The organism is Pseudomonas sp. CMR5c (assembly GCF_003850545.1).
In the GTDB taxonomy this organism is placed as follows: domain Bacteria; phylum Pseudomonadota; class Gammaproteobacteria; order Pseudomonadales; family Pseudomonadaceae; genus Aquipseudomonas; species Aquipseudomonas piscis.
In genome coordinates, this window is record NZ_CP027705.1 from 4,385,933 (window position 1) to 4,409,857 (window position 23,925).

Sequence of the window (23,925 nt, forward strand, 5' to 3'; positions counted from 1 at the left end):
ATGGACTTTACGATTCAACACTTTATCGCCCTGGCGCCGCTGTTGATCACCAGCGCCACCCTTGTGGTGGTGATGTTGGCGATCGCCTGGCGTCGCAATCACGCCCAGACCTTCCTCCTCTCGGTGGCGGGTTTGAACCTGGCATTGCTGTCGATCTTCCCGGTGCTGAAAGTGGCACCCATCGCGGTCACGCCGCTGTTGCAGATAGACCAGTTCGCATGCCTCTACATGGCCCTGATCCTGGTGGCCACCCTGGCCTGCGTGACCTTGGCCCACGCCTACCTGGGCGACGGCAGCAGCGGTTACCCGGGCAACCGTGAAGAACTGTACCTGCTGATCCTCCTGGCCGCCGCAGGTGGCCTGGTGCTGGTCAGCGCGCAGAACCTGGCCGGCCTGTTCATCGGCCTGGAACTGCTGTCGGTACCGGTCTACGGCCTGGTGGCCTATGCCTTCTTCAACAAGCGCTCCCTGGAAGCCGGCATCAAGTACATGGTGCTGTCGGCCGCCGGCTCGGGCTTCCTGTTGTTCGGCATGGCCCTGCTCTATGCAGAAGCCGGCAGCCTGAGCTTCAGCGGCATCGGCCAGGCCCTGGCGGCCACCGGCCTGCCAAGCCCGCTGGCACAGCTGGGCCTGGGCATGATGCTGGTCGGCCTGGCGTTCAAGCTGTCGCTGGTGCCTTTCCACCTGTGGACCCCGGACGTCTACGAAGGGGCTCCTGCCCCGGTAGCCGCCTTCCTGGCCACCGCCAGCAAGGTCGCGGTGTTCGCGGTGCTGGTGCGCCTGTTCCAGCTGTCGCCAGTGGCCAGCAGCGGCGTCCTGAGCAACGTCCTGACCGTGATCGCCATTGCCTCGATCCTGGTGGGTAACCTGCTGGCGCTGACCCAGAGCAACCTCAAGCGCCTGCTGGGTTACTCGTCCATCGCCCACTTCGGTTACCTGCTGATCGCCCTGGTGGCGAGCAAGGGCCTGGCGATGGAAGCCATCGGCGTGTACCTGGTCACCTACGTGATCACCAGCCTCGGCGCCTTCGGCGTGATCACCCTGATGTCCTCGCCCTACAAAGGTCGCGACGCCGACGCCCTGTACGAGTACCGCGGCCTGTTCTGGCGCCGTCCGTACCTGACCGCCGTGCTGACCGTGATGATGCTGTCCCTGGCCGGTATCCCGCTGACCGCGGGCTTCATCGGCAAGTTCTACATCATCGCCACCGGTGTCGAAGCGCATCAATGGTGGCTGGTAGGCTCGCTGATCCTGGGTAGCGCCATCGGCGTGTTCTACTACCTGCGCGTGATGGTCACCCTGTACCTGATCGAGCCGAACCTGCGTCGCGTCGATGCCCAGCTGCACTGGGAACAGAAAGCCGGTGGCGTCATGCTGCTGGCCATCGCGCTGCTGGCGTTCTTCCTCGGCGTGTACCCACAGCCACTGCTGACCCTGGTCCAGCATTCCGGCCTGGCGGGCTGATCGCCCAAGCAACGATGCTCCACACAAAACGGCACCTTCGGGTGCCGTTTTGCATTTCAGGCGCCCAGCCCTCCCCTCTTCCCATCAATACTCGGAATCCTCCCTGGCGCTCCGGCGATTGATTCCGAAAGCCGCTTGCGGATCCCCGTCCTAGGCTATCCCCTCAGTCTGGCAACGAGCCGGAGCATCTCTGGAAAATGAGGTCGAGGACAGAAGCAATGAGCAGACACGAGATCTTTCCCGAGCCACTGGAGGGCGTCCCGGCCCTCACCCTGGAGCGTCAGGGCAAGATCACCCTGCGCAGCCAGCAGGTGAAGCTCGGCAAGCTGCCGCCCATCAGCGCTGCCGAGGTCCTGAAGGTCCGCCAGCGACTGAACCTGTCGCGCTCGGTATTCGCCATGTACCTGCGCACCAACACCCGTACCCTGGAGAACTGGGAACAAGGCCGCGCCACTCCCAGTGCCCAGGCCACCACCTTGATCCGCCTGGTCGAACGCTTCCCGGATACCATGCAGCGCCTGGCTGCGCTGACCTGAGGGGGCTTTTTCCCGCAGCCAATAAAAAACCCGCACGAGGCGGGTTTTTTATTGCTTGCGAACCAGGGCTCAGTCAGCCAGGCGCCAGGTGGTGCCGCCCTTGCCGTCTTCCAGGATCACGCCCATGGCGGTGATCTGGTCACGGATCCGGTCGGACTCGGCCCAGTCCTTGTTGGCCCGGGCCGCCAGGCGGGCCTGGATCAGCGCCTCGACCTGCGCCGCGTCGACCCGACCACCGGCATCGGCCTGCAAGAAGTCCTCGGCCTCCAGTTGCAGTACGCCCAGTACATCTGCCAGTTGCCGCAAGCGGGCCGCCAGGCCTGCCGCCGCGTCGAGATCGCTCTCACGCAGGCGGTTGATCTCGCGCACCATCTCGAACAGCACGGCACAGGCTTCCGGGGTACCGAAGTCGTCGTTCATCACCTGGGTGAAACGCTCGACGAAGGCCTCGCCGCCGGCAGGGGTCACTTTAGGCAAGCCCTTGAGCGCGTGGTAGAACCGCTCCAGGGCGCCCTTGGCGTCCTTGAGGTTGTCTTCCGAGTAGTTGATCGCGCTGCGGTAGTGGCTGGACACCAGCAGGTAGCGCACCACCTCCGGATGGTACTTGTCGAGCACGTCGCGGATGGTGAAGAAGTTGTTCAAGGACTTGGACATCTTCTCGCCATTGATGCGGATCATGCCGCAGTGCATCCAGGCATTGGCGTAGGTCTTGCCGGTGGCCGCCTCGCTCTGGGCGATCTCGTTCTCATGGTGCGGGAACTCCAGGTCGCTGCCGCCGCCATGGATGTCGAAGGTCTCGCCCAGGCAGCAGGTGGACATCACCGAGCACTCGATATGCCAGCCCGGACGCCCGGCGCCCCATGGCGACTCCCAGCTCGGCTCGCCCGGCTTGGTGGCCTTCCACAGGACGAAGTCCAGCGGGTCCTGCTTGGCTTCGTCGACCTCGATCCGCGCGCCGATGCGCAGGTCCTCGATCTTCTTGCGCGACAGCTTGCCGTAGCCCATGAACTTGGCGACGCGGTAGTACACGTCGCCATTGCCAGGTGCGTAGGCATAACCCTTGTCGATCAGGGTCTGGATCATGCTCAGCATGCCCGGGATATGATCCGTGGCCCGTGGTTCCAGGTCCGGCTTCTTGATGTTCAGCCGGGCCTCGTCCTCGTGCATGGCCGTGATCATGCGCTCGGTCAAGGCGTTGTACGGCTCGCCGTTCTCCCGCGCCCGATTGATGATCTTGTCTTCGATATCGGTGATGTTGCGCACGTAGGTCAGGTTGTAGCCGCTGAAACGCAACCAGCGGGTCACCAGGTCGAAGGCGACCATGCTGCGGCCATGGCCGATGTGGCAGTAGTCGTATACGGTCATGCCGCACACGTACATGCGCACATTGTTGCCATCCAGGGGCTTGAAGACTTCTTTGCTCTTGGTGAGCGTGTTGTAGATCGTTAGCACGTTAGTTCCTTGACTGAATCACTGACCCCAGGAGTCGCGCAGGGTCACGGTACGGTTGAATACCGGGGCACCTGGTTTCGAGTCCTTGATATCCGCGCAGAAGTAGCCTTCGCGCTCGAACTGGAAACGGTCCTCCGGCTGTGCGTTGCCCAACGAGGGTTCGGCACGACAACCAGTGAGCACTTGCAGGGAGTCAGGGTTGATGTTGTCCAGGAAACTCGCGCCGTCCTCGGCCTTCTCCGGGTTCGACGAACGGAACAGGCGATCGTACAGGCGCACTTCGCACTCGACGCTGGCGGCCGCCGGCACCCAGTGGATCACGCCCTTGACCTTGCGGCCCTCCGGGTTCTTGCCCAGGGTGTCCGGATCGTAGGAGCAGCGCAGTTCGACGATGTTGCCATCGGCATCCTTGATCGCCTCGTCGGCGCGGATCACGTAGCTGCCGCGCAGGCGCACTTCACCGGCCGGCTCCAGGCGCTTGTAGCCTTTTGGTGGCTCTTCCATGAAGTCGTCACGATCGATGTAGATTTCACGGGCGAATGGCAGCACGCGCACGCCCATGTCTTCTTTCGGATGACGCGGCAGCTCGAGGTTCTCGACCTGGCCTTCCGGGTAGTTGGTGATCACCACCTTCAATGGGCGCAGCACGCACATGGCACGCGGGGCGCTCTGGTCGAGGTCGTCACGGATGCTGAATTCGAGCATGCCGAAATCCACCACGCCGTCGGAACGGTTGGTGCCGATCATCTCGCAGAAGTTGCGGATCGACTTGGGGGTGTAGCCGCGACGGCGGAAGCCCGACAGGGTCGACATGCGCGGGTCGTCCCAGCCATTGACGTGCTGCTCGTCCACCAATTGCTTGAGCTTGCGCTTGCTGGTGATGGTGTAGTTCAGGTTCAGCCGGCTGAACTCGTACTGGCGTGGCTTGCACGGCACCGACAGGTTGTCCAGGAACCACTCGTACAGCGGACGATGGCTCTCGAACTCCAGGGTGCAGATCGAATGGGTGATGCCTTCGATGGCGTCCGACTGGCCGTGGGTGAAGTCGTAGATCGGGTAGATGCACCACTTGTCGCCGGTCTGGTGGTGATGGGCATGGCGGATGCGGTAGAGGATCGGGTCGCGCAGGTTCATGTTCGGCGAAGCCATATCGATCTTGGCCCGCAGTACGCGCTCGCCGTCCTTGAACTCGCCGGCCTTCATGCGGGCGAACCAGTCCAGGTTCTCTTCCACCGAGCGCTCGCGGAACGGGCTGTTCTTGCCCGGCTCGGTGAGGGTGCCACGGTATTCCTTGGCCTGCTCGGGAGTCAGGTCGTCGACATAGGCCTTGCCTGCCTTGATCAGCTCCACTGCCCAATCGTGCAACTGGTCGAAATATTGCGAGGCATAGCGCACTTCACCGGCCCATTCGAAGCCCAGCCACTTGACGTCGCGCTCGATGGCGTCGATGTACTCCTGGTCTTCCTTGGCCGGGTTGGTGTCGTCGAAACGCAGGTGGGTGACGCCACCGAATTCCTGGGCCAGGCCGAAGTTCACGCAGATCGACTTGGCGTGACCGATGTGCAGGTAGCCGTTGGGCTCCGGCGGGAAGCGGGTCACGATCTGCGTGTGTTTACCCGAGTCCAGGTCCGCCTGGATGATCGGGCGCAGGAAGTTGACCGGTACGGCCGGTCCAGTCTTGGAATTGGAGGTAGGGTCGACAGTGGGCTTGCTCATAGGATCCTTGAACGTACAAGTGCGCGGCCGGATGCGGCCTGATAAATCAAAACGGATATCATAGCCGATGCTGTCAAGTGCCTGACAGAGCGCAGCTTTAAAACTGCGGCTATTAATAGCAGGCAAGTTAAAAAACCACCTCGAAATTCATGGCTCTCAGGCTAAACTGCGCTCCTTGGCCGCAGGATGCGCCAGATCGGTCCGGACCGCTTGCCTGTCCCGGCCGCGAAGATTTTCTTGAAAACGCTTTCCTTATAAAGAGTACCGACCATGACCCAAGTCAAACTGACCACCAACCACGGCGAGATCGTGCTGGAACTGAACGCCGAGAAAGCCCCGTTGACCGTGGCCAACTTCGTCGAATACGTGAAAGCCGGTCATTACGAAAACACCATTTTCCACCGCGTCATCGGTAACTTCATGATCCAGGGCGGCGGCTTCGAACCTGGCATGAAAGAGAAGAAAGACAAGCGCCCAAGCATCCAGAACGAAGCGGACAACGGCCTCTCCAACGACAAGTACACCATCGCCATGGCCCGTACCATGGAGCCGCACTCGGCCTCCGCGCAGTTCTTCATCAACGTCACCGACAACAGCTTCCTCAACCACAGCGGCAAGACCGTGCAGGGCTGGGGCTACGCAGTATTCGGCAAGGTGATCGCCGGTAGCGAAGTGGTCGACAAGATCAAGGGCGTGGCCACCACCATGAAGGCCGGCCACCAGGACGTACCGGCAGAAGACGTGATCATCGAGAAAGCCGAGATCATTGAGTGATACTGCTGATTTCAGACCTGCATCTGGAAGAGCAACGCCCGGACATCACCCGGGCGTTTCTGGATTTACTCGGTGGCCGCGCCCGCGACGCCGAGGCGCTGTACATCCTCGGCGACTTCTTCGAGGTATGGATCGGCGACGATGCCATGACCCCCTACCAGCTTTCCATCTGCCAGGCTCTGCGGGAGCTGAGCGATAGCGGTACCCAGGTATTCCTGATGCACGGCAATCGCGACTTCCTGCTCGGCCAGGCCTTCTGCAAGGCCGCCGGCGCCACCCTGCTCAAGGACCCCAGCGTCGTCGACTTCTACGGCGAGCCGGTGCTGCTGATGCATGGCGACAGCCTGTGCACCCGCGACGAAGCCTACCAGCGCATGCGCCGTTACCTGCGCAACCCGCTGAGCCTGTGGATCCTGCGCCACCTGCCATTGCGTACCCGCCACAAGCTGGCACGCAAGCTGCGCAGCGAAAGCCGGGCGCAGACCCGCATGAAGGCCAACGACATCGTCGACGTCACCCCGGAGCAGGTGCCGCTGGTGATGCAGCAACAGGGGGTCCGCACCTTGGTGCATGGCCACACCCATCGTCCGGCGATCCACAAGTTGCAGATCGGCGACCAGGCGGCCCGGCGCATCGTGCTGGGCGACTGGGACCGCCAGGGCTGGGCGCTGCAGGTGGACGAACAAGGCATGCAACTGGCGGCCTTCGACTTCGTGCCCACCCAACTGGCGCTACCGGACTCTCCCTGAAGCAACGCTTGCCTGAAACGAAAACCGGCGTGCCGGCGAAGAGGTTCTCGAACTTGCCATAGGTTCGAGGAGCGCTCCGCCGGCACGCCGGTGTTCTTTATCGCTGCTATGCCGTCAGTGTCCGCCCGAGGCCGGGCCGGCCTTGGCGGCGAACGGCGGCTTGGCCATCCAGACCAGCAGGATCAGGCCCATGAAGCTCCATCCCAGCAAGGTGAAGTAGTCCACGGTGGAGAGCATGTACGCCTGGCTGGTGAGGATCTGGTCCATCTGCGCGTAGGCCTTGGTGCTCGCGCCGCCCAGGCTGTTCAGGGTTTCCCGGGTGGCCGGGTCGAAGACACTCATGTGCTCGCTCATGTAGGCGTGGTGCTGGTCCGCCCGGCGAATCCAGATCCAGGTGGTCAGCGAAGCCGCGAAGCTGCCGCCCAGGGTCCGCAGGAAGGTCGCCAGGCCGGCGCCATCGGCGATCTCGTGGGGTGGCAGGTCCGACATCAGGATGCTCAGGGTCGGCATGAAGAACAGCGCCACGCCGATGCCCATGAACAACTGCACCAGGGCCACATGCTGGAAGTCCACTTCGTTGGTGAAGCCGGCACGCATGAAGCAGCTCAGGCCCATGGCCAGGAACGCCAGGCCCGCCAGCAGGCGCAGGTCGATCTTGTGCGCATACTTGCCGACAAAGGGCGACATCAGCACCGGCAGGATGCCGATCGGCGCCACGGCCAGGCCGGCCCAGGTGGCGGTGTAGCCCATCTGCGTCTGCAACCACTGCGGCAGGATCAGGTTGATCCCGAAGAACCCCGCGTAACCGGCCACCAGCACGATGGTGCCGATGCGGAAGTTGCGATGGGCGAACAGCCGCAGGTTGACCACCGGATGGCGGTCGGTCATTTCCCAGATCACGAACGCCGTCAGGGCGATCACCGAGATCACGCTGCCGATGATGATGAAGTTGGATTCGAACCAGTCCAGGTCGTTGCCCTTGTCGAGGACGATCTGCAAGGCGCCGACACCGATGATCAACGCCAGCAGGCCGATGTAGTCCATCGGTTGGCGACTGGTGACCACCGGCCGCGCCTTGAGCTGCTGCATCACCACCCAGGCGGCGAACAGCCCGATGGGGATGTTGATGAAGAAAATCCAGGGCCAGCTGTAGCTGTCGGTGATCCAGCCGCCGAGGATAGGCCCGGCTATGGGCGCCACCACCGTGACCATCGCCAGCAACGCCAGGGCCATGCCTCGCTTCGCCGGCGGATAGACGGCGATCAGCAGGGTCTGGGTCATCGGGTACAGCGGCCCGGCCACCACCCCTTGCAGCACCCGGAAGCCCACCAGCTCGGGCATCGAGGTGGAAATGCCGCACAGGAACGAGGCCAGCACGAACAGCAGCGTGGCCCAGATGAACAGCTTCACTTCGCCGAAGCGCCGGCTCAGCCAGCCGGTCAGCGGCAAGGCGATGGCGTTGCTCACGGCAAACGAGGTGATGACCCAGGTGCCCTGCTCCGAACTCACCCCCAGGTTGCCGGAGATGGTCGGCAGCGCCACGTTGGCGATGGTGGTGTCGAGCACCTGCATGAAGGTCGCCAGCGACAGGCCGATGGTGCTCAGCAGCAAGCTGGGCGGGGTGAAAGAGGCGTTATTGCTCATCGCGAATCCTTTGGAACGGGACAGGCCTCCCGGCTCCTAGACGGAGCCGGGACGGACGGATTGGCGAATCAGCGCTTGGCCGTCTTGCCGATGGCCGCACTGTTGTCGTGGATCAGCCGGGTGATCAGGGCATCGGCTTCCACCAGCTGGCGGTCGTAGACAGCGGTGCTGAACGAGGCCTTTTGCGGTGGCTGCTGGGCCAGCACCGGGCCGCTCTGGTCCCGCAGGTTGACGTTGACCACCGTCGACAGGCCGACCCGCAGCGGATGCTTGGCCAGTTCCTCGGCATTGATGTGGATCCGCACCGGCACCCGCTGGACGATCTTGATCCAATTACCGGTGGCGTTCTGCGCCGGCAGCAGGGCGAAGGCGCTGCCGGTACCGGCGCCGAGGCTGTCCACGGTGCCGCTGTACTTCACATCGCTGCCATAGATGTCGGCCTCGATGTCCACCGGCTGGCCGATACGCATGTCGCGCAGCTGGGTTTCCTTGAAGTTGGCATCGATCCACAGCTGGTCCAGGGGAATCACCGCCATCAGCGCCGTACCCGGCTGCACACGCTGGCCCAGTTGCACGGTGCGCTTGGCCACATAGCCGGTGACCGGGGCGATCAAGGTGCTGCGCGCGTTGTTCAGGTAGGCCTGGCGCAGTTGCGCGGCCGCCGACTGCACGTCCGGATGGTTGGAAACCACGGTGTCGTCCACCAGGGCGTTGGTGGTGTTGAGCTGCTGCTGGGCGTTGGCCAGGGCATTCTGCGCGCTGGTCAGGTCATCCCGGGCGTGGGACAGCTCTTCCTGGGAAATCGCCCCGCTGGCCGCGAGGTTCTTGCGGCGGTTGTAGTTGTCCTGGGCTTTCTGCACCTCGGCCTTCTGCGCGGCCACCTGGGCCCGCATGCCATCCACATTGCTGTACAGGCCGCGCACCTGGCGCACGGTCCGCGCCAGGTTGGCCTCGGCGCTCTGCAGGCCGACCTGGGCATCGTTGGGGTCGAAGTTGATCAGCACCTGGCCTTCATGCACCAGGTCGCCATCGTCGGCGCCGATACTGACCACCGTGCCGGTGACCAGCGGGGTGATCTCCACCACGTTGCCGTTGACGTAGGCGTCGTCGGTATTTTCATTCCAGCGGCCATAGAGCTCATGCCAGGCGTAGACGCCCAGGCCGCCCAGTACGACGATGGCCGCCAGCCCCAGCAGCATGACCTTGCGCTTGCGTGGGTTGGCGTTGTCCGGAGTGCTTGGAGTGTTTTGAGTGTCGGCGGTAGCCATGACAAATACCTCGAATTATTTGGTCTGCGGGGCGGGGCTGGGATTGGCCGAAGCCAGGTTCTGGGTGTCGAAACCGCCCCCCAGGGCCTGCATCAGTTGGATCGACAGGTCGATCTGTTGCGCGTTGAGCGTGGCCAGTTGGCGCTGGGTCTGCAGCAATTGCTGCTCGATGCTCAGCACGTCCAGGTAGTTGCCGATACCCGAGCCGTAGCGCTGGACCACCGTGTCATAGGACTCCTGGGCGATGTCGGTGGCATGTTGCTGGGCAGCGATCTGCCGGCCGATATCGCGCAACTGGGTGACGCTGTCGCTGACGTCGCCGAGAGCCGTCACCAGGGTCTTGTTGTACTGGGCCACCGCCAGGTCGTAGTCGGCGTCCCGGGCGTCGAGGCTAGCCCGCAGCCGCCCACCATCGAAGATCGGCAGCGAGACGGTCGGGGCTATGTTGAAGAAACGGCTGGCGGAGCCGAACATCGCGTCCCCCAGCACCGACTCGGCACCGGCGCTGGCGCTCAGGTTGAGGTTGGGATAGAAGCGGGTCTTGCTGGCGTCGATGTTCTTGCTCGCCGCCTCCACCCGCCAGCGGGCCGCCACCAGATCAGGGCGACGCCCCAGCAGTTCCGCCGGCAACACCGACGGCAGCGCCACGGCACTGGCCTGCAGGACCTTGGGCCGACGGATTTCGTCGGAGCGCTCCGGTCCCTTGCCCAGCAACACCGCAAGGGCGATCTTGGCGCTCTGCAATTGCTTCTCGGCATCGATCTGGCTGGCCTGGGAGCTGGCCTCCAGGCTCTCGGTCTGCTGGTACTGGTACTGGCTGTCGATCCCGGCGCTCAAGCGCCGCTGGCTCAGGTCGAGCATCTGCCGGGTCCGCTTGAGGTCCTCGGTGGCCAGGTCATGGACGATATAGGCACGCCCCAGGTCGCTATAGGCCCGGGCGACGTCGGCGGCCAGGCTCAAGCTGGCGGCCTGGCGATCGACCTCGGCGGCCCGGGCCTGGCCCAGGGCCGCTTCCCAGGCTGCGCGCTGACCGCCCCAGAGATCGAAGTTGTAGTTGAAGCTGGCGCCCAGGTTGCGCACCGTGGAATAGGCTCCGCCCTGCCCTCGGGGATCCTGGTCGCGGGCCAGGCGCGAACGGCTGACACCGGCGCTGGCGTCCAGGGTCGGCATCCGCTCGGCATCGGCGGCATAGGCCGCGGCACTGGCCTGATGCGCGCGAGCGCTGGCGATCTGCATGTCCGGGCTGTCGCGCAGGGCCTCCTGGATCAGGCCGTCGAGCTGGCTGTCGCCCAGGCTCTTCCACCAGTCGGCACGGGGCCAGGCTGCCGGCGACAGGCTGACGCCATTGAGCGCCTGGCCGGTGGCCAGGCTCTGGGCCGAGAGGCTCACGCCCTCGGTGTCCAGGCCACTGTAATTGGCGCAACCGGCCAGGCTCATGGCCATCAGCACCAGGCTGGCGCGAGTACGCAAGGTTCTACTGCTCATTTGGCACCTACTCGCTGGATGGTGATCGGGTCACCGGCTGCCAGCAGCATTTTCTTGAGGATCTGTTCCAGGGTGGCCAACTCCTCGGGAGTGATGGCGCCGGTCAATTCGTTCATCGCCTCGGCACCGATGAAGGGCAAGCGGTCGGTGAGCTTGCGGCCTTCCTCGGTGAGCACCAGCTGCACCTGGCGGCGATCGCCTTCGGAACGCCTGCGCACCAGGAAATCCTTCTGTTCCAGACGATCGAGCATGCGGGTCATGGAACCGCTATCCAGGGACAAGTGGCGGCACAGTTCGGCCGGGGTATCGACACCGAACTGGGCCATGATGATCAGCACCTTGAACTGCGCGGCGGTGATGCCGTGGGGTTCCATGTGGGTGTCAATAATCCGGTCCTTGAGCAAGGCGGCGCGCCCCAGCAGCAGGCCAAGATGGCAATTGTGAAAATCGTCCGGTTGGAAATGCTTCATCTGCTCACCAATTAGCTGCCTAGGCAGGGAGTGTGTGACGAGATGTTACTGCCTAGGCAGCGAATGTCAATGTAATAATTAGCATGCTCTTTACCTGGCTTATAAGCAGGACAGGTGATGGCGCGCGAAGGCCGCGGGAGGCAATGAACGAAGGAAAGACCTGCCCCGGCCACCGGCGCGCCAAGCGCCAGCGGCCGAGGCCGGCAAGCGCTAGAAGTCGCGCTTGTAGAAGATGTCCAGGGAGCTGGCGAAGCCGCTGGCGGCCTCCAGGTAGACCTTCTTGCTCAGCTTGTAGCGCAAGGCGATGGTGCTGGCCGGCTCGAAGACCCCTACTCCGTAGCGCAGGCTGAGTCGTTCGGAAATGTTGCCGCTGGCCACTACACTGGTGGCATTGCCGCTGCCCTGGGTATCGAGCTGGAAATCCTGGATCCCCAGGTTCTTGGCGATACCTCCGGTGAGCTCCGAACTGCCCATCAAGCCCAGGCCGAGGGCGGCCTGGGCAAGCATATTGTTGTCTTCGCCGCCGGAGCTCAGCGGCCGTCCCAGCACCAGGTAGGACAGGGCCTGCTCCTGGCTCATGGCCGGCTCGGAGAAGATCTTGGTCGTCGGCTGCTCGGCGCTGCCGCTCAAACGGATGCCGGCGATCACGTTGTCGGTCTGGCGCACCGCTTCGATATCCAGGTAGGGCTGGTCGATGGGGCCGGCGAACAGCAGCCGCGCCCGGCGTACCGTCAGGCGCTGGCCATAGGCACGGTAGCGACCATCGTTGAGCCACAGCTCGCCACGGGTGTCCATGTTGTCGCCGATGTGCACATGGCCCTGCAGGTTGGCCGTCAGGCCGAAGCCGCTGAAGGCCAGCTTGTCCTGGCCCACTTCCACGTCGATGTTCATCGCCATGGCCATGGGCGCCTTGCCCTCGACGGTATGCTGGCCAACGATCACCGTGTCGTCGGAAACCTTGACCGTCGATGGCGGCAGCTCGCGCACGGTGATCTGGCCCTTGGGAATCGCCATCTTGCCGCTGATTGCCAGCCGGTTGTCCTGCAGGGCGATCTTCAGGTCGGGCGCCACCTCAAGCGCCGCATAGGGCTCGACCGTCACCGGCAGTTGCGAACCCTTGAGGTTGAGGTCCACCAGCAGTTCCCGGCCCCAGGCGAGGTTGCCGTCGAGGCTGCCCTGGCCGCTCTTGCCGCCCTTCCAGGTGCCGTCGAGGCGCACGTTCTCACCCATGATCTGCGCGGTCAGCTGCAGGTCCTCGATGCTGGTGGGCAGTTCAGAACCGGATACCTGGCCACCGCTGAGTTGCAAGCTGCCGTTGACCTGGGGCGCCAGCAGGCCGCCGGACAGCCGGCCGCTGCCGTTCAAGCTGCCATTGAGCTTTTCCACCATGGGCACGAACGGCCGCGCCACGGAGAGGTCCAGGCCACTGAGGCGGAACTCCCCGGACAGCGGCTTGTTCTTGGGCAGCGGGTTGATCTGCGCCTGGACCATCAACTGCCCAAGCTTGCCGCCATCGAACTGCAATTGGCTGTCGATGCGCCGTGGCCCCAGGCGCGAGTCGAGCTTCAGGGCCTGGTAGGGAAAGTCCAGCCACTGCTCCTTGTCCTTGACCCGCAGGGTGCCGCCACTGGCATCCACGACGATCTGGCCCTTGGGGCCGCTGGCCGGCAGGTCCAGCTGGACATCGGCATTGAGCATGCCCTTCCAGGCGAAATCCTTGGGCAACCACTGGGCCAGGCTGTCGATGGGGAAGCGCTTGAGGTGGTAGCGCAGCTTCGGTTCGGGCATCAGCCGCTGGTCTTCGCCACACAGGCTGGCGTCGCCGCTGACCCAGCAATGGGCGGCGAAGTTGACCGTGCCATTGGCCAGGCGCTCGAGCCGCGCCGGGTTCTGCAGCTTCCAGTCCTGGCCACCACTCTGGACCTCACCGCTGGCCAGCCGTCCGCGCCAGGCGCCCTGGTCCAGGGTGCCATCCAGGCCCAGGGCCAGCTTCAACAGCGGGCCTTGCAGGTCCAGTTGCAGCTGCTGCTTGCGGATGTCGCCCTGGCCAGCCAGGGTCAGGCTACCGAGCTGGGTATCGCCGGCCTGGATGCCGCTGCCCTTGAGTTCGATGCGAGCCTTCTGCGCCCCATCGAGGCTGGCATCGAGCTTGAGGCTTTGCAGGCGGTTGTCGGCAAAGGCCAACTGCTGCCCGTTCAGCTCCGCCTTGCCCTGGGGCGCCGTGAGCGTCCCGGCCAGGTCCACCCGGCCACTGAGCTGGCCGCGCAACTGCGGCCAGAGCTGGCCCAGGCGCGGCAGGCGGATGTCCAACTGACCGCTGACCTTCTGTTGCAGGCTGCCTGCACCATTGATCCGGTTATCCCCCAGGCGAATGTCCAGGGTATTGAGGCGCCACTGCTCGCCGGCGCCGTCGGCCTTGGCCTGCAGCAGCGCGGGCTGGCCGCGCAGGCGGCCCTTGAGATCCAGGTCGGCGGCGAGCTTGAGCTGCTGGTTTTTCAGCTCCCCCTGGCTACGCAAGGGTCCGGCCAGGGTTCCGGGCAATTCAGCCAGCCAGTAGGCCGGGTTGATGGCCGACAGGTCCAGGGCGGTATCCCAGGCCAGGCCATCGGCGAACTGCAGGTTCAAGTGCCCCTGGGCCTTGCCCTGGCCGGCGGTCAGTTGCAATTGCGGCAGGTGTACCTGGCCCAGGTCGCCACTGAACGGACTGCCGAGGCTGAAGGCCCCTGCCGGACCATCCAGGTCCCCCTGGAAGTTGCCCAGGTAGTTGCCATCGCGGTACGCCACTTCGGCGTTGAACTTGCGCAGGGCCACGGCCGGCTCGTCGATTTGTGGGTAGAGGCGATGCCAGGGAAAATCCAGCCAGGCGAGCCGGGCCTCGGCGACAAAGCCCTGGCTCCAGTCCAGCTGGCCCTCGAGCTTGAGGCTCTGGTGGTCGCTGGCCTGCAGTTCCAGGGTGGTGATCTGGGCGCCCTTGGCGTCGACCCTACCCTGCAACGACAAGGCAACCGGCCCTTGCTCGGCCGGCAGGCTGGCCTGGCCGACGAGCTGGTAGCCGCGTTTCAGGTCGCCCTTGCCAGTGAGCTGCAGCTGGTCCAATTGCAGGGTATCCGGCAGGTCGGCACTGGCCTTGAAGCCATCCGCGGTGATCCGTACCTGGGCCGGCAGGTCCTGGGCCAGCGGTTGCAGTTCACCGCTCAGGCGCCCTTGCAGGTAACCACTGCTGTCGGCCTGCAACTTGAGGGTCTTGAGCAGGTCGCCCTCGACCTGCAGCGCCAGTTTCCAGGGACCGTCGCCGGGAGCCGGCAGGCCAAGGCTGCCCTGGGCAGTCAGGGGCCAGTCGCCCGTGGGTTGCAGCAAGCCGGTCAACTCCAGGGCCAGGTCGTCGCGTTGCAGTTGCAACGCATCGATGCGCAGCCCTTGGGTAGTCCAGTGGGCCGCCAGCTGCAGGCTCTTGAGTTGCTCGCTGCCGTCGAGCAGCAGGCTGCCGAGCCGTACCCGCCCCAGCTCGATGGCCAGCGGCAGGTGCAACTCCGGCAAGCTGATGGGCCCCGGGCTCTCCTGGCCACCGGCCGGAAACTGCAGGCTGACCTGATCGGCCTCCAGTTGCTCGATGCATAGCGTCATGCGCAGCAGGCAAGCAGGCGACCAGGAAAACTGCACGCCGCGCAGTTCGATCCGCGTGCCGTCCTGCTGCCAAAGCAGGTGCCCGGCGCTCCACTGCCCTCCGAGGCGACCGTCGAATTGCTCCAGGCTCAAGCCCGGCACCTGGCGCAAGGCCCAGCGGCTGCCGGCCTGGGTCCCGAGGACCGCGGCCAGCGCAAGGATGACCAGGACCACCAGCGCCAGGATCGCCAGCAGCGTTATCTTCAAACCACGCATCACAGCTCTGGCCCCATGGAAAAGTGTAAACGTACACCGCCGTCATCATTCATGGCGTGGGCCAGGTCGACCCGGATCGGGCCCACCGGCGAGACCCAGCGAACCCCAAGCCCGACCCCGGTCTTGAGGTTCGGCAGTTCCAGCTTATTGAAGGAGTTGCCCTGGTCGATAAAAGTCGCGATCCGCCATTTTTCGGCGATCGAGTATTGATATTCGACGCTGCCGGCGACCATGTAGCGCCCACCGATGCGATCGCCCTTGGAATTCTTCGGCGACAGGCTCTGATAGTCGTAGCCACGCACGCTCTGGTCGCCACCGGCGAAGAAACGCAGGGACGGCGGCACCGATTTGTAGCCGTTGGTGGCGCTCCCGCCGAACTGCACCCGGCCCAGCAGGCGATGGTTGTCCCAGACCGTGGTCAGGCCCTTGAGCAACACCGTGCCGTACAACAGGTTGTTGTCCGAGCCCAGGCCTTCCTTGGCCACCTTGGTATCGAACTGGATGCGATAACCGTTGTGCGGATCGATACGGTTGTCACTGCGCAGATAGGAATACGTCAGGCCAGGCATCAGCAGGTTGCTCAGTCCCGAATCATCGCCGAGCCGATACTCTTCACGCTGGTACTTGAGCGAGACCACCCGCTGCCAGCCACTGGGCAGCTTGCTGTGCCACTCGGGCCCCAGGGTCAACAGCTTGCTCAGGGTATCGGTGCCGGAGATTTCTTCGTTCTGGTAGCCGCCGGCGAACCGCAGCTTGTCGGTCAGGGGCGGGTCCAGGGGAATGTCGTACCACAGCCCGACGTTCTGCCGTGGCGCCGAGACTTCAGCCTCCCAGCCATAGCTGTGGCCCTGGGGGTTGACCCAATGCCGGGTCCAGTTGGCCTTGACCCGTGGACCGACGTCGGTGGAGTAGCCCAGGCCCAGGCCCATGGTGCGGGGCTTGCGGGTGTCGAGCTGGACCGCCACCGGAATCACTTCATGCTCGGCAGCGGTAGGCGTGGCATCCACCCGCACGGATTCGAAATAGCCACTGGACTGCAGGGCCTGGTTGAGTTCGGCGATCAATTCGGAGTCGTAGGCGGTACCGGCCTTGAACGGCACCATGCGCCGCAGCAGGTCTTCATCGAACAGCGAGTCCCCGCTGAAGCTGACCTTGCCCAGGGCATAGCGCGGGCCGCTGTCGTAGACCAGCTCGATGTCCGCCACGCCGGCCAGCGGGTCCACCCGCAGTTGCTGCCGGGTAAAGCGCCCGCTGAAGAAGCCATAGCGCGAGGCCTGGTTCTGGATCAGGCGCTTGGCGTCTTCGTAACGCCCATGGTTGAGCACCGCGCCAGGCTTGAGCTGGTCGCTGTCAGGGGTACGAAAGGACTTGAGGGAGGCGGCCGGGCCTTCGACTCGGATGGTCACTTCGCGCAGGTGCACCGGCTCGCCGGGATCGATGCGCAACAGCAGGCGCGGCTTGTCGCCGCCCCGTACTTCGCTGGAGATCAATGGCTGGTAGTAGCCCAGGGCCTGGGCAGCTTTCTTGGCCTGCTCCTCGGCGCCCCTGCTGAACCTCAGCAGGGCTTCTTCATCTCGATCGCCAAGATCGCCGATATAACCTTCGATGTTGGCCTTCAACTCGTCGTTGGCAGGTTTGATCCTGACAGCCAATTCGCTTTGCGCCAGCGCCGCACAGCTGGTGAACAGCAGCAAGAAACCGCTGGTGAATCTTCCGGAAAACTTCATAGGCGCGGATGCTATCACGAGCTTGGGAGGGCGATAGAGCGCTCGAGGGCGGGGAAAGTTCGATTCAGCCTGTTGCGCTTTGTAAGCGCTGCGGATTGGGATGGAAGAACACATGCTCGCGGACCGGCCCTACCGCCACCTCACCGATCTCTGCATAACCCTGGCGCTGGTAGAACGCGAGATAACGCGGGTTGCCGGTATCGAGCACCACGCCCTGGGAGTTGGCGTCCACCGCGCACCAGTTGTGCACCGCCTCCAGCAACTGTTCGCCAAAATGCTGCCCCTGGAACTGCGGATGCACGCCCAGCAGTGGCAATACATGCAGCGCATCGTTGGGCAGGCAGGCTTGCACCGCGTCATGGTATTCCAGGTAGCGCCGGGTACAGCGAAAGCCCGTGCTCAACACCATGCGCAGCCGCCAGGCCCAACTCTCGGTGATACCCAGCCGGCGCCGGGGCGGTGCGATCAGGGCGATACCGATCAGCCGGTCATTGACCAGCAAGCCGATGGCTGGCAGTTCCTGCAAGAAGTGTTGCTTGACCAGCTCGCGCACCGTGGCGCGCACCCGTTGCTCGTAGCCGGGGCGCTCGGACTCGAAGATGAAACCGAAGGTCGGTTCGTGGCGATAGGCCTGGTACAACAGCGACCGCGCTTCGCGGGAATACCCGCTGTCGAGCATGTGGATATCGGCGATGGCATTGCTGGCCTCGGGCATGACGGTCACTCCTCCCTGGCGCGGCTCGAAAGGTCGCGCTCTTGTATTACGAGCCTTGCGCGCCGCTGAACGTTCCCGCGCCCAAGGACATTAGCAGCGCATCGGCGACGCCGCCACGCTGGTCGACCCGGGCGTTGTCAGCTAGCATCGCTGTTTTGCCAGGACCGCCGACCATGAAGATCGTCTCGTTCAACATCAACGGGCTGCGCGCCCGCCCCCATCAGCTGGCGGCGCTGATCGACAAGCACCAGCCGGACGTGATCGGCCTGCAGGAAACCAAGGTCGCCGACGAGCAGTTCCCCCTCGCCGAGGTCCAGGCCCTGGGGTATCACGTGCATTACCACGGCCAGAAGGGCCACTACGGCGTCGCCCTGCTCTCGCGCCAAGCGCCACTGGCTCTGCACAAGGGCTTCGACAACGATGACGAAGACGCCCAGCGCCGCTTCATCTGGGGCACTTTCGCCGACGCCAATGGCACGCCGGTGACCATCATGAACGGCTATTTCCCCCAGGGCGAAAGCCGCGACCACCCCACCAAGTTCCCGGCCAAGGAGCGCTTCTACAGCGACCTGCAACAGTTGCTGGAAAGCCGCTTCAGCAACGACCAGCCCCTGGTGGTCATGGGTGATGTGAACATTTCCCCGGAAGACTGCGACATCGGCATCGGCGCCGACAACGCCAAGCGCTGGCTCAAGACCGGCAAGTGCAGCTTCCTCCCGGAAGAGCGCGAGTGGATGGCACGCCTGAAGAACTGGGGCCTGGTGGACAGCTTCCGCCACCTCAACCCCGAGGTGAACGACCGCTTCAGCTGGTTCGACTACCGCAGCCGTGGCTTCGAAGACGAACCCAAGCGTGGCTTGCGCATCGACCTGATCCTGGCGTCCCGTGGCCTGCTGCCGCGGGTCAAGGCTGCCGGGGTCGACTATGAACTGCGGGGCATGGAGAAACCTTCGGACCATGCGCCGATCTGGCTCGAATTGAGCTGATCGCCAGGCACAAAAAAGCCCATCTGTTGATGGGCTTTTTTCTGCCGGTTAGAGCTGGACCCGCTGGACGCGGTCCGTGGTGCCGGCGCTGGCAATCTCGCCGATGGCTCTCTCCAGGGCCTCTTGCGAATCGTACAAGTGGCTGACGAGGATCACCTCATTGCCAGACTTGAGCTTGAAATAGGGCTTGCCACCCGACGAAATTTTCTTGACGTAGCGCTCGGGAGAGGCGCAGTGTGCGCGGAACAGGCCGAGGGCTGCCTCGGCACTGTCCCGGCAAGGGTAGCGGTCGCTTTGAAGCATGGTCTGCGCCTCCTCTGTCTTGAGCAAGAATCTGCACGCACCACTGCCATACTGCTTCAGTTCAAACCAGGCACTCATTTGCAACTCCTTTGAAAGTCACGAGAACTGGCAGCTCCACGCTGCCGGGGCATCTGCGGGGATGACGCGTTGGCAGTCGCCCCAATCCCCTACAGACAAAGTTGTCCACTCTACGTAGGCTCCAAAGGCTGGTCTTTAGGAAAAATCTCAAAAAATCTAGAGAAAACAGCTATTTATGGCGTAGGACTTTCGCCATTTATCGATGACACCCGTCCTTCGTCACATGTCTGTCACCTCCCTGACTTAATCTCGCCGGCACTTACCTATTCCTCTATATAGAAGGCCAGTGCCCCATGCCCCGCGTTTTCTCCGCCAGTGAACGAGACATCTGGTGCCGGACCATCAGCCTGTTCCTGATCGGTTTCATTTGTTATTCCCTGCCCTGGTCGGCATTCGCCGCCCTGCCCCTGGCGGCGGACGACACGGCGGAGCTGCGTATCCAGGGTTCCAACACCATCGGCGCCCGGTTGGGCCCGGCGCTGGTCAAGGGGCTCATGGAACAACAGGGCCTGCATGGCATCAGGATCGAGGCCAGCGGCAAGGACAACGAGCAACGGGTCGTCGGCCAGACCGCCCAGGGCGGCCAGGTCCGGGCGGAGGTGGCGGCCCATGGCTCGAGCACCGGCTTTGCCGCGCTGAACAGTGCCCGAGCCGACCTGGCCGCCGCCTCACGGCCGATCAAGGACGGTGAACTGGTGGAGCTGGAGAACCTCGGTGACCTGAAAAGCCCCGACGCCGAGCAAGTCATCGCCATCGACGGCCTGGCGATCATCCTCCATCCACGCAACCCGCTGACCCGCTTGAGCACCGAGCAACTGGCGCGACTGTTCAGCGGCGAGACCAAGACCTGGGAAGACCTGGGCGGGATCGGCGGCCCGGTGCACCTGTATGCCCGGGATGATCAGTCGGGTACCTACGACACCTTCAGAGAGTTGGTCCTTGGCCGGCGCGGCAAGGCCCTGAGCCCCGGCGCCAAGCGTTTCGAATCCAGCGAGCAGCTGTCCGACGCGGTCAGCCAGGATCCCCAGGGCATAGGCTTCATCGGCCTGCCCTATGTGCGCCAGGCCAAGGCGGTGGCCATCGTCGACGGCGATTCGCAACCGATGCTGCCACTCAACAGCCTGATCGCCACCGAGGACTATCCGCTGTCGCGCCGCCTGTACCTGTACCTGCCGCCCGACAGCCAGAACTCCTGGGCCAAGGCCTTGGTGAGCTTCGCCCAGAGCGCCAAAGGCCAGGCCATCGTCGCCGCCAACGGCTTCGTCGCCCAGACCGTGCAAGCCATGAGCGTGACGCCCAACCCGCAGATGCCCGAGGCCTACCAGGCCCTGGCCCGGGAAGCCCAGCGCCTGAGCGTGAACTTTCGCTTCGAGGAAGGCAGCGCCAACCTGGACAACAAGGCCCGCCAGGACCTGAGCCGGGTCCTGGACTACCTGCGCCAGCACGGCAAGATGACTCGCCAGGTAACCCTGGCCGGCTTCGGCGATGCCAAGAACGACCCTGGCCGCGCCGCCCTGCTGTCCAAACTGCGGGCCATGGCGGTACGTAGGGAACTGGTGAAGAGTGGCGTGGTGTTGCGCGAGATCCGCGGTTTCGGCGCGCAGTTGCCGGTGGCCACCAACGATCTCGACGAGGGCCGGATCAAGAACCGGCGCGTGGAGGTCTGGGTCTACTGAACCCATGCGCAGCCTGCCGATGCCACCACCGGCAGGCTCTGGGAGCAGTTATCAGTGCCCGCCGCTGCGCATCAGTTCCCGGGGCACGTACTTGCCGATCTCGTACTTGCCGATTGCCGCCCGGTGCACTTCATCCGGGCCGTCGGCCAGGCGCAGGGTGCGCTGCATCGCATACATGTAGGCCAGCGGGAAGTCATTGGAAACACCGGCCCCACCATGGATCTGGATCGCCCGGTCGATCACGCGCAAGGCGACATTCGGCGCCACCACCTTGATCTGGGCGATCTCGCTCTTGGCCACCTTGTTACCGGCGGTATCCATCATGTAGGCGGCCTTGAGGGTCAGCAGGCGCGCCATGTCGATCTCCATCCGCGAGTCGGCGATCTTGTCGATGTTGCCCCCCAGCCGCGCCAGTGGCTTGCCGAACGCGGTACGGTTCACCGAACGCTTGCACATCAATTCCAGGGCGCGCTCGGCCATGCCGATCGAGCGCATGCAGTGGTGGATGCGGCCCGGGCCCAGGCGCCCCTGGGCGATCTCGAAGCCCCGGCCCTCGCCCAGCAGCACGTTTTCATAGGGCACGCGGACGTTGTCGAACACCACCTCGGCGTGACCGTGGGGAGCGTCGTCGTAACCGAACACCGGCAGCGGGCGGATGATCTTCACCCCGGGGGTGTCCACCGGCACCAGGATCATCGAGTGCTGCTGGTGGCGCGGCGCATCCGGGTTGCTCAGGCCCATGAAGATCAGGATCTTGCAGCGCGGATCGCATGCGCCCGAGGTCCACCATTTCTTGCCGTTGATCACCCACTCGTCGCCATCGCGCACCGCCCGGGCCGCCATGTTGGTGGCGTCGGACGATGCCACGTCCGGCTCGGTCATGGCGAAGGCCGAACGGATCTCGCCACGCAACAACGGCTGCAACCAGCGCTGCTTCTGTTCCTGGTTGGCATACCGCACCAGCACTTCCATGTTGCCGGTGTCGGGGGCCGAGCAGTTGAACGGTTCCGGACCGAGCATCGAGCGCCCCATGATTTCCGCCAGTGGCGCGTATTCCAGGTTGGTCAGCCCGGCCCCCAGCTCGGACTCGGGCAGGAACAGGTTCCATAACCCTTCGGCCTGGGCCTTGAGCTTGAGCTCTTCCATGATGGCGGTCGGCTGCCAGCGGTCGCCTTCGGCAACCTGGCGCTCGAAGACCGCTTCAGCCGGATAAACATAGGCATCCATGAACGCGGTGACGCGCTCACGCAGTTCCTGGACCTTGGGGGAATAGGCGAATTCCATGGGCAGCTCTACCTCTATGAAAAAGGGTGTGGAGGGACTGAAATCGATGCTAGTTCAGCTACGAAAATTTACCTAGCCTATTCTCGGCGTGTATTAACATTCATCACCGATATATGATCGGCTGATTCTGCAGGCTCCCAAGCCGCCCCCTCACGTGCCCCAACGGCCCCTCGCCGAGGCCAACAATAAGAGTGCAGCGCCATGAATCTGAACAAGGTCGACCTCAACCTCTTCATCGTTTTCGACGCGATCTACACCGAAGCCAATCTGACCCGCGCCGGCCAGATCGTCGGCATCACCCAGCCGGCGGTGTCCAACGCCCTGGCCCGCCTGCGCGAAACCTTCAATGACCCGCTGTTCGTCCGGACCGCCCAGGGCATGGTGCCGACCCCCATGGCGCAGAACATCATCGGGCCGGTGCGCAACGCCCTGTCGCTGCTGCGGGTCTCGGTCCAGGAGAGCCGGATCTTCAACCCCCTGCAGGCGGTTAAGACCTACCGCATCAGCATGACCGACCTGACCGAGGCGGTGATCCTGCCGCCGCTGTTCCAGCGCTTGCGGCGCCTGGCACCGACCGTGGCGATCGAGAGCTTCCTCTCCAAGCGCCGGGAAACCACCAAGGAACTGGCGGCCGGACGCCTGGATTTCGCCGTGGATGCGCCGCTCAACACCGACCCCCAGGTGCGTCACGTCAAGCTCATGGAAGACCGTTATGTCTGCGCCATGCGCAAGGGCCATCCGCTGGCGGGCAAGGAAAAGTTCACCCTGGACGACTACCTGTCCCTGACCCATATCCATATTTCCAGCCGTCGCAGCGGCCTCGGCCATGTGGACCTGGCCCTGGGCAAGATGGGCATCCAGCGCAAGATCGCCCTGCGCTCCCAGCATTACTTGATGGCCTCCCTGGTCTTGCAGCAGACCGACATGGTCATGACCGTGCCGGCGCGTTTTGCAAGACGCCACGACTTGCAGGCCTTCAACCTGCCGGTCAACGACGTGCCGCCAGTGGAAACCCATCTCTATTGGCACGAAAGCACCGACCAGGACCCGGCCAACCGCTGGATGCGCGAGCAGATGATCGAGTTGTGCCAGCAGGTCGCCGCCCACGAGAAAAAGCTCGACCAGCAGGCAGTCTGAACGCGAACCGCCGGCGGATCCGCTTCCGGGCCGGGCCGCCAGGAGCGGACCGGCGATGCAAGGGCACTGCTTGACGTATACGTCAACCTGCCTTTAGCTTAGCGCCAAGTCCTACCTTGAGCGCCTCCATGAGCAGCCAGACCTACAGCATCTCCGACCTCGCCCGCGAGCTCGACATCACCACCCGGGCCATTCGCTTCTATGAGGAGCAAGGCCTGCTGGCCCCCGAGCGCCGGGGCCAGGAGCGCATCTATTCGCCACGGGACAAGGTCAGCCTGAAACTGATCCTGCGGGGCAAGCGCATCGGTTTCTCCCTGGCCGAATGCCGCGAGCTGATCGAGCTCTACGACCCTTCCAGCGGCAACCTAAAGCAACTGCACAGCATGCTGGCCAAGATCGCCGAGCGCCGCGAACAGCTCGAACAGCAACTGCTGGACATCGAACAGATGAAACTGGAACTGGATACCGCCGAGGAGCGCTGCACCCAGGCGCTGCAACAGACCCTCCAGAGTCAGAACAACACCGCCCAATGACGCCAGCGACCACTCGGTGCGCAGCGCTCCCCGTCATCACTTGAGAGAA

General features: G+C 64.0%; 19 protein-coding genes. 8 read left to right on the top strand and 11 right to left on the bottom strand.

What is annotated here, in order from left to right; genetic code table 11:
* Together nuoN and C4K40_RS20100 are read left to right on the top strand one after the other, a co-directional pair.
* Positions 1–1,464 carry an NADH-quinone oxidoreductase subunit NuoN gene (gene nuoN / locus C4K40_RS20095; protein ID WP_022639656.1) on the top strand — a complete coding sequence of 488 codons (1,464 nt, stop codon included), beginning with the start codon at positions 1–3 and terminating at the stop codon, positions 1,462–1,464.
* A 218-nt stretch (positions 1,465–1,682) separates the two neighbouring features.
* On the top strand, positions 1,683–2,000 hold the full coding sequence (locus tag C4K40_RS20100; RefSeq protein ID WP_053136637.1) for a DNA-binding transcriptional regulator: 318 nt from the start codon (positions 1,683–1,685) through the stop codon (positions 1,998–2,000).
* 69 nt (positions 2,001–2,069) lie between these two features.
* Here C4K40_RS20100 and cysS read toward each other — a convergent pair whose 3' ends face one another.
* Both cysS and C4K40_RS20110 read right to left on the bottom strand, forming a co-directional pair.
* Positions 2,070–3,452, bottom strand: coding sequence for a cysteine--tRNA ligase (gene cysS / locus C4K40_RS20105; protein WP_022639658.1), 1,383 nt, complete (start codon positions 3,450–3,452; stop codon positions 2,070–2,072).
* Between the two features lie 18 nt (positions 3,453–3,470).
* Positions 3,471–5,168, bottom strand: coding sequence for a glutamine--tRNA ligase/YqeY domain fusion protein (locus tag C4K40_RS20110; protein WP_022639659.1), 1,698 nt, complete (start codon positions 5,166–5,168; stop codon positions 3,471–3,473).
* A 270-nt stretch (positions 5,169–5,438) separates the two neighbouring features.
* Between C4K40_RS20110 and C4K40_RS20115 the strand changes: the two genes are divergently transcribed.
* Complete coding sequence (locus C4K40_RS20115; protein ID WP_022639660.1) at positions 5,439–5,942, top strand: peptidylprolyl isomerase; 504 nt, start codon at positions 5,439–5,441, stop codon at positions 5,940–5,942.
* On the top strand, positions 5,939–6,691 hold the full coding sequence (gene lpxH, locus C4K40_RS20120; RefSeq protein ID WP_053136640.1) for a UDP-2,3-diacylglucosamine diphosphatase: 753 nt from the start codon (positions 5,939–5,941) through the stop codon (positions 6,689–6,691). The genes C4K40_RS20115 and lpxH overlap by 4 nt, the downstream gene beginning before the upstream one ends.
* 114 nt (positions 6,692–6,805) lie before the next feature.
* On the opposite strand, the gene C4K40_RS20125 is transcribed toward lpxH, so the two are convergent.
* The 7 genes from C4K40_RS20125 to C4K40_RS20155 form a co-directional block, all read right to left on the bottom strand.
* Positions 6,806–8,335 (bottom strand): DHA2 family efflux MFS transporter permease subunit, encoded by a 1,530-nt coding sequence (locus C4K40_RS20125; RefSeq protein WP_053136644.1) that lies wholly within the window; start codon positions 8,333–8,335, stop codon positions 6,806–6,808.
* A 68-nt stretch (positions 8,336–8,403) separates the two neighbouring features.
* Positions 8,404–9,603 carry an efflux RND transporter periplasmic adaptor subunit gene (locus tag C4K40_RS20130; protein ID WP_053136648.1) on the bottom strand — a complete coding sequence of 400 codons (1,200 nt, stop codon included), beginning with the start codon at positions 9,601–9,603 and terminating at the stop codon, positions 8,404–8,406.
* Between the two features lie 15 nt (positions 9,604–9,618).
* Positions 9,619–11,088 (bottom strand): efflux transporter outer membrane subunit, encoded by a 1,470-nt coding sequence (locus C4K40_RS20135; RefSeq protein ID WP_053136651.1) that lies wholly within the window; start codon positions 11,086–11,088, stop codon positions 9,619–9,621.
* Entirely contained in the window at positions 11,085–11,558 is a 474-nt protein-coding gene (locus tag C4K40_RS20140; RefSeq protein ID WP_022639666.1) for a MarR family winged helix-turn-helix transcriptional regulator, read from the bottom strand. The genes C4K40_RS20135 and C4K40_RS20140 overlap by 4 nt, the downstream gene beginning before the upstream one ends.
* A gap of 210 nt (positions 11,559–11,768) precedes the next feature.
* Positions 11,769–15,440, bottom strand: a complete 3,672-nt coding sequence (locus C4K40_RS20145) for a translocation/assembly module TamB domain-containing protein (RefSeq protein WP_053136654.1) — start codon at positions 15,438–15,440, stop codon at positions 11,769–11,771.
* A complete protein-coding gene (locus C4K40_RS20150) occupies positions 15,437–17,164 on the bottom strand; it encodes an autotransporter assembly complex family protein (RefSeq protein ID WP_053136657.1) in 1,728 nt (575 codons plus the stop codon). The genes C4K40_RS20145 and C4K40_RS20150 overlap by 4 nt, the downstream gene beginning before the upstream one ends.
* Positions 17,165–17,228: 64 nt before the next feature.
* The gene (locus tag C4K40_RS20155; protein WP_022639670.1) at positions 17,229–17,879 is read right to left on the bottom strand and encodes an N-acetyltransferase; all 651 of its coding nucleotides are present in this window, start codon (positions 17,877–17,879) and stop codon (positions 17,229–17,231) included.
* A gap of 173 nt (positions 17,880–18,052) precedes the next feature.
* Here C4K40_RS20155 and xthA point away from each other — a divergent pair, with 173 nt between their 5' ends.
* Entirely contained in the window at positions 18,053–18,865 is an 813-nt protein-coding gene (xthA, locus tag C4K40_RS20160) for an exodeoxyribonuclease III (protein ID WP_053136660.1), read from the top strand.
* Between the two features lie 48 nt (positions 18,866–18,913).
* Here the strand turns inward: xthA and C4K40_RS20165 are convergent, their stop codons facing one another.
* Positions 18,914–19,246 (bottom strand): YegP family protein, encoded by a 333-nt coding sequence (locus C4K40_RS20165; protein WP_022639673.1) that lies wholly within the window; start codon positions 19,244–19,246, stop codon positions 18,914–18,916.
* Positions 19,247–19,539: 293 nt separating this feature from the next.
* Between C4K40_RS20165 and C4K40_RS20170 the strand changes: the two genes are divergently transcribed.
* Entirely contained in the window at positions 19,540–20,922 is a 1,383-nt protein-coding gene (locus C4K40_RS20170) for a substrate-binding domain-containing protein (RefSeq protein ID WP_053136662.1), read from the top strand.
* A 51-nt stretch (positions 20,923–20,973) separates the two neighbouring features.
* On the opposite strand, the gene C4K40_RS20175 is transcribed toward C4K40_RS20170, so the two are convergent.
* The gene (locus C4K40_RS20175; RefSeq protein WP_053136665.1) at positions 20,974–22,206 is read right to left on the bottom strand and encodes an acyl-CoA dehydrogenase; all 1,233 of its coding nucleotides are present in this window, start codon (positions 22,204–22,206) and stop codon (positions 20,974–20,976) included.
* A gap of 201 nt (positions 22,207–22,407) precedes the next feature.
* On the opposite strand from C4K40_RS20175, the gene C4K40_RS20180 reads away from it, so the two are divergent.
* Positions 22,408–23,343, top strand: a complete 936-nt coding sequence (locus C4K40_RS20180; RefSeq protein ID WP_022639676.1) for a LysR family transcriptional regulator — start codon at positions 22,408–22,410, stop codon at positions 23,341–23,343.
* A gap of 128 nt (positions 23,344–23,471) precedes the next feature.
* Complete coding sequence (locus C4K40_RS20185; RefSeq protein ID WP_022639677.1) at positions 23,472–23,876, top strand: MerR family DNA-binding transcriptional regulator; 405 nt, start codon at positions 23,472–23,474, stop codon at positions 23,874–23,876.
* Positions 23,877–23,925: the final 49 nt, after the last annotated feature.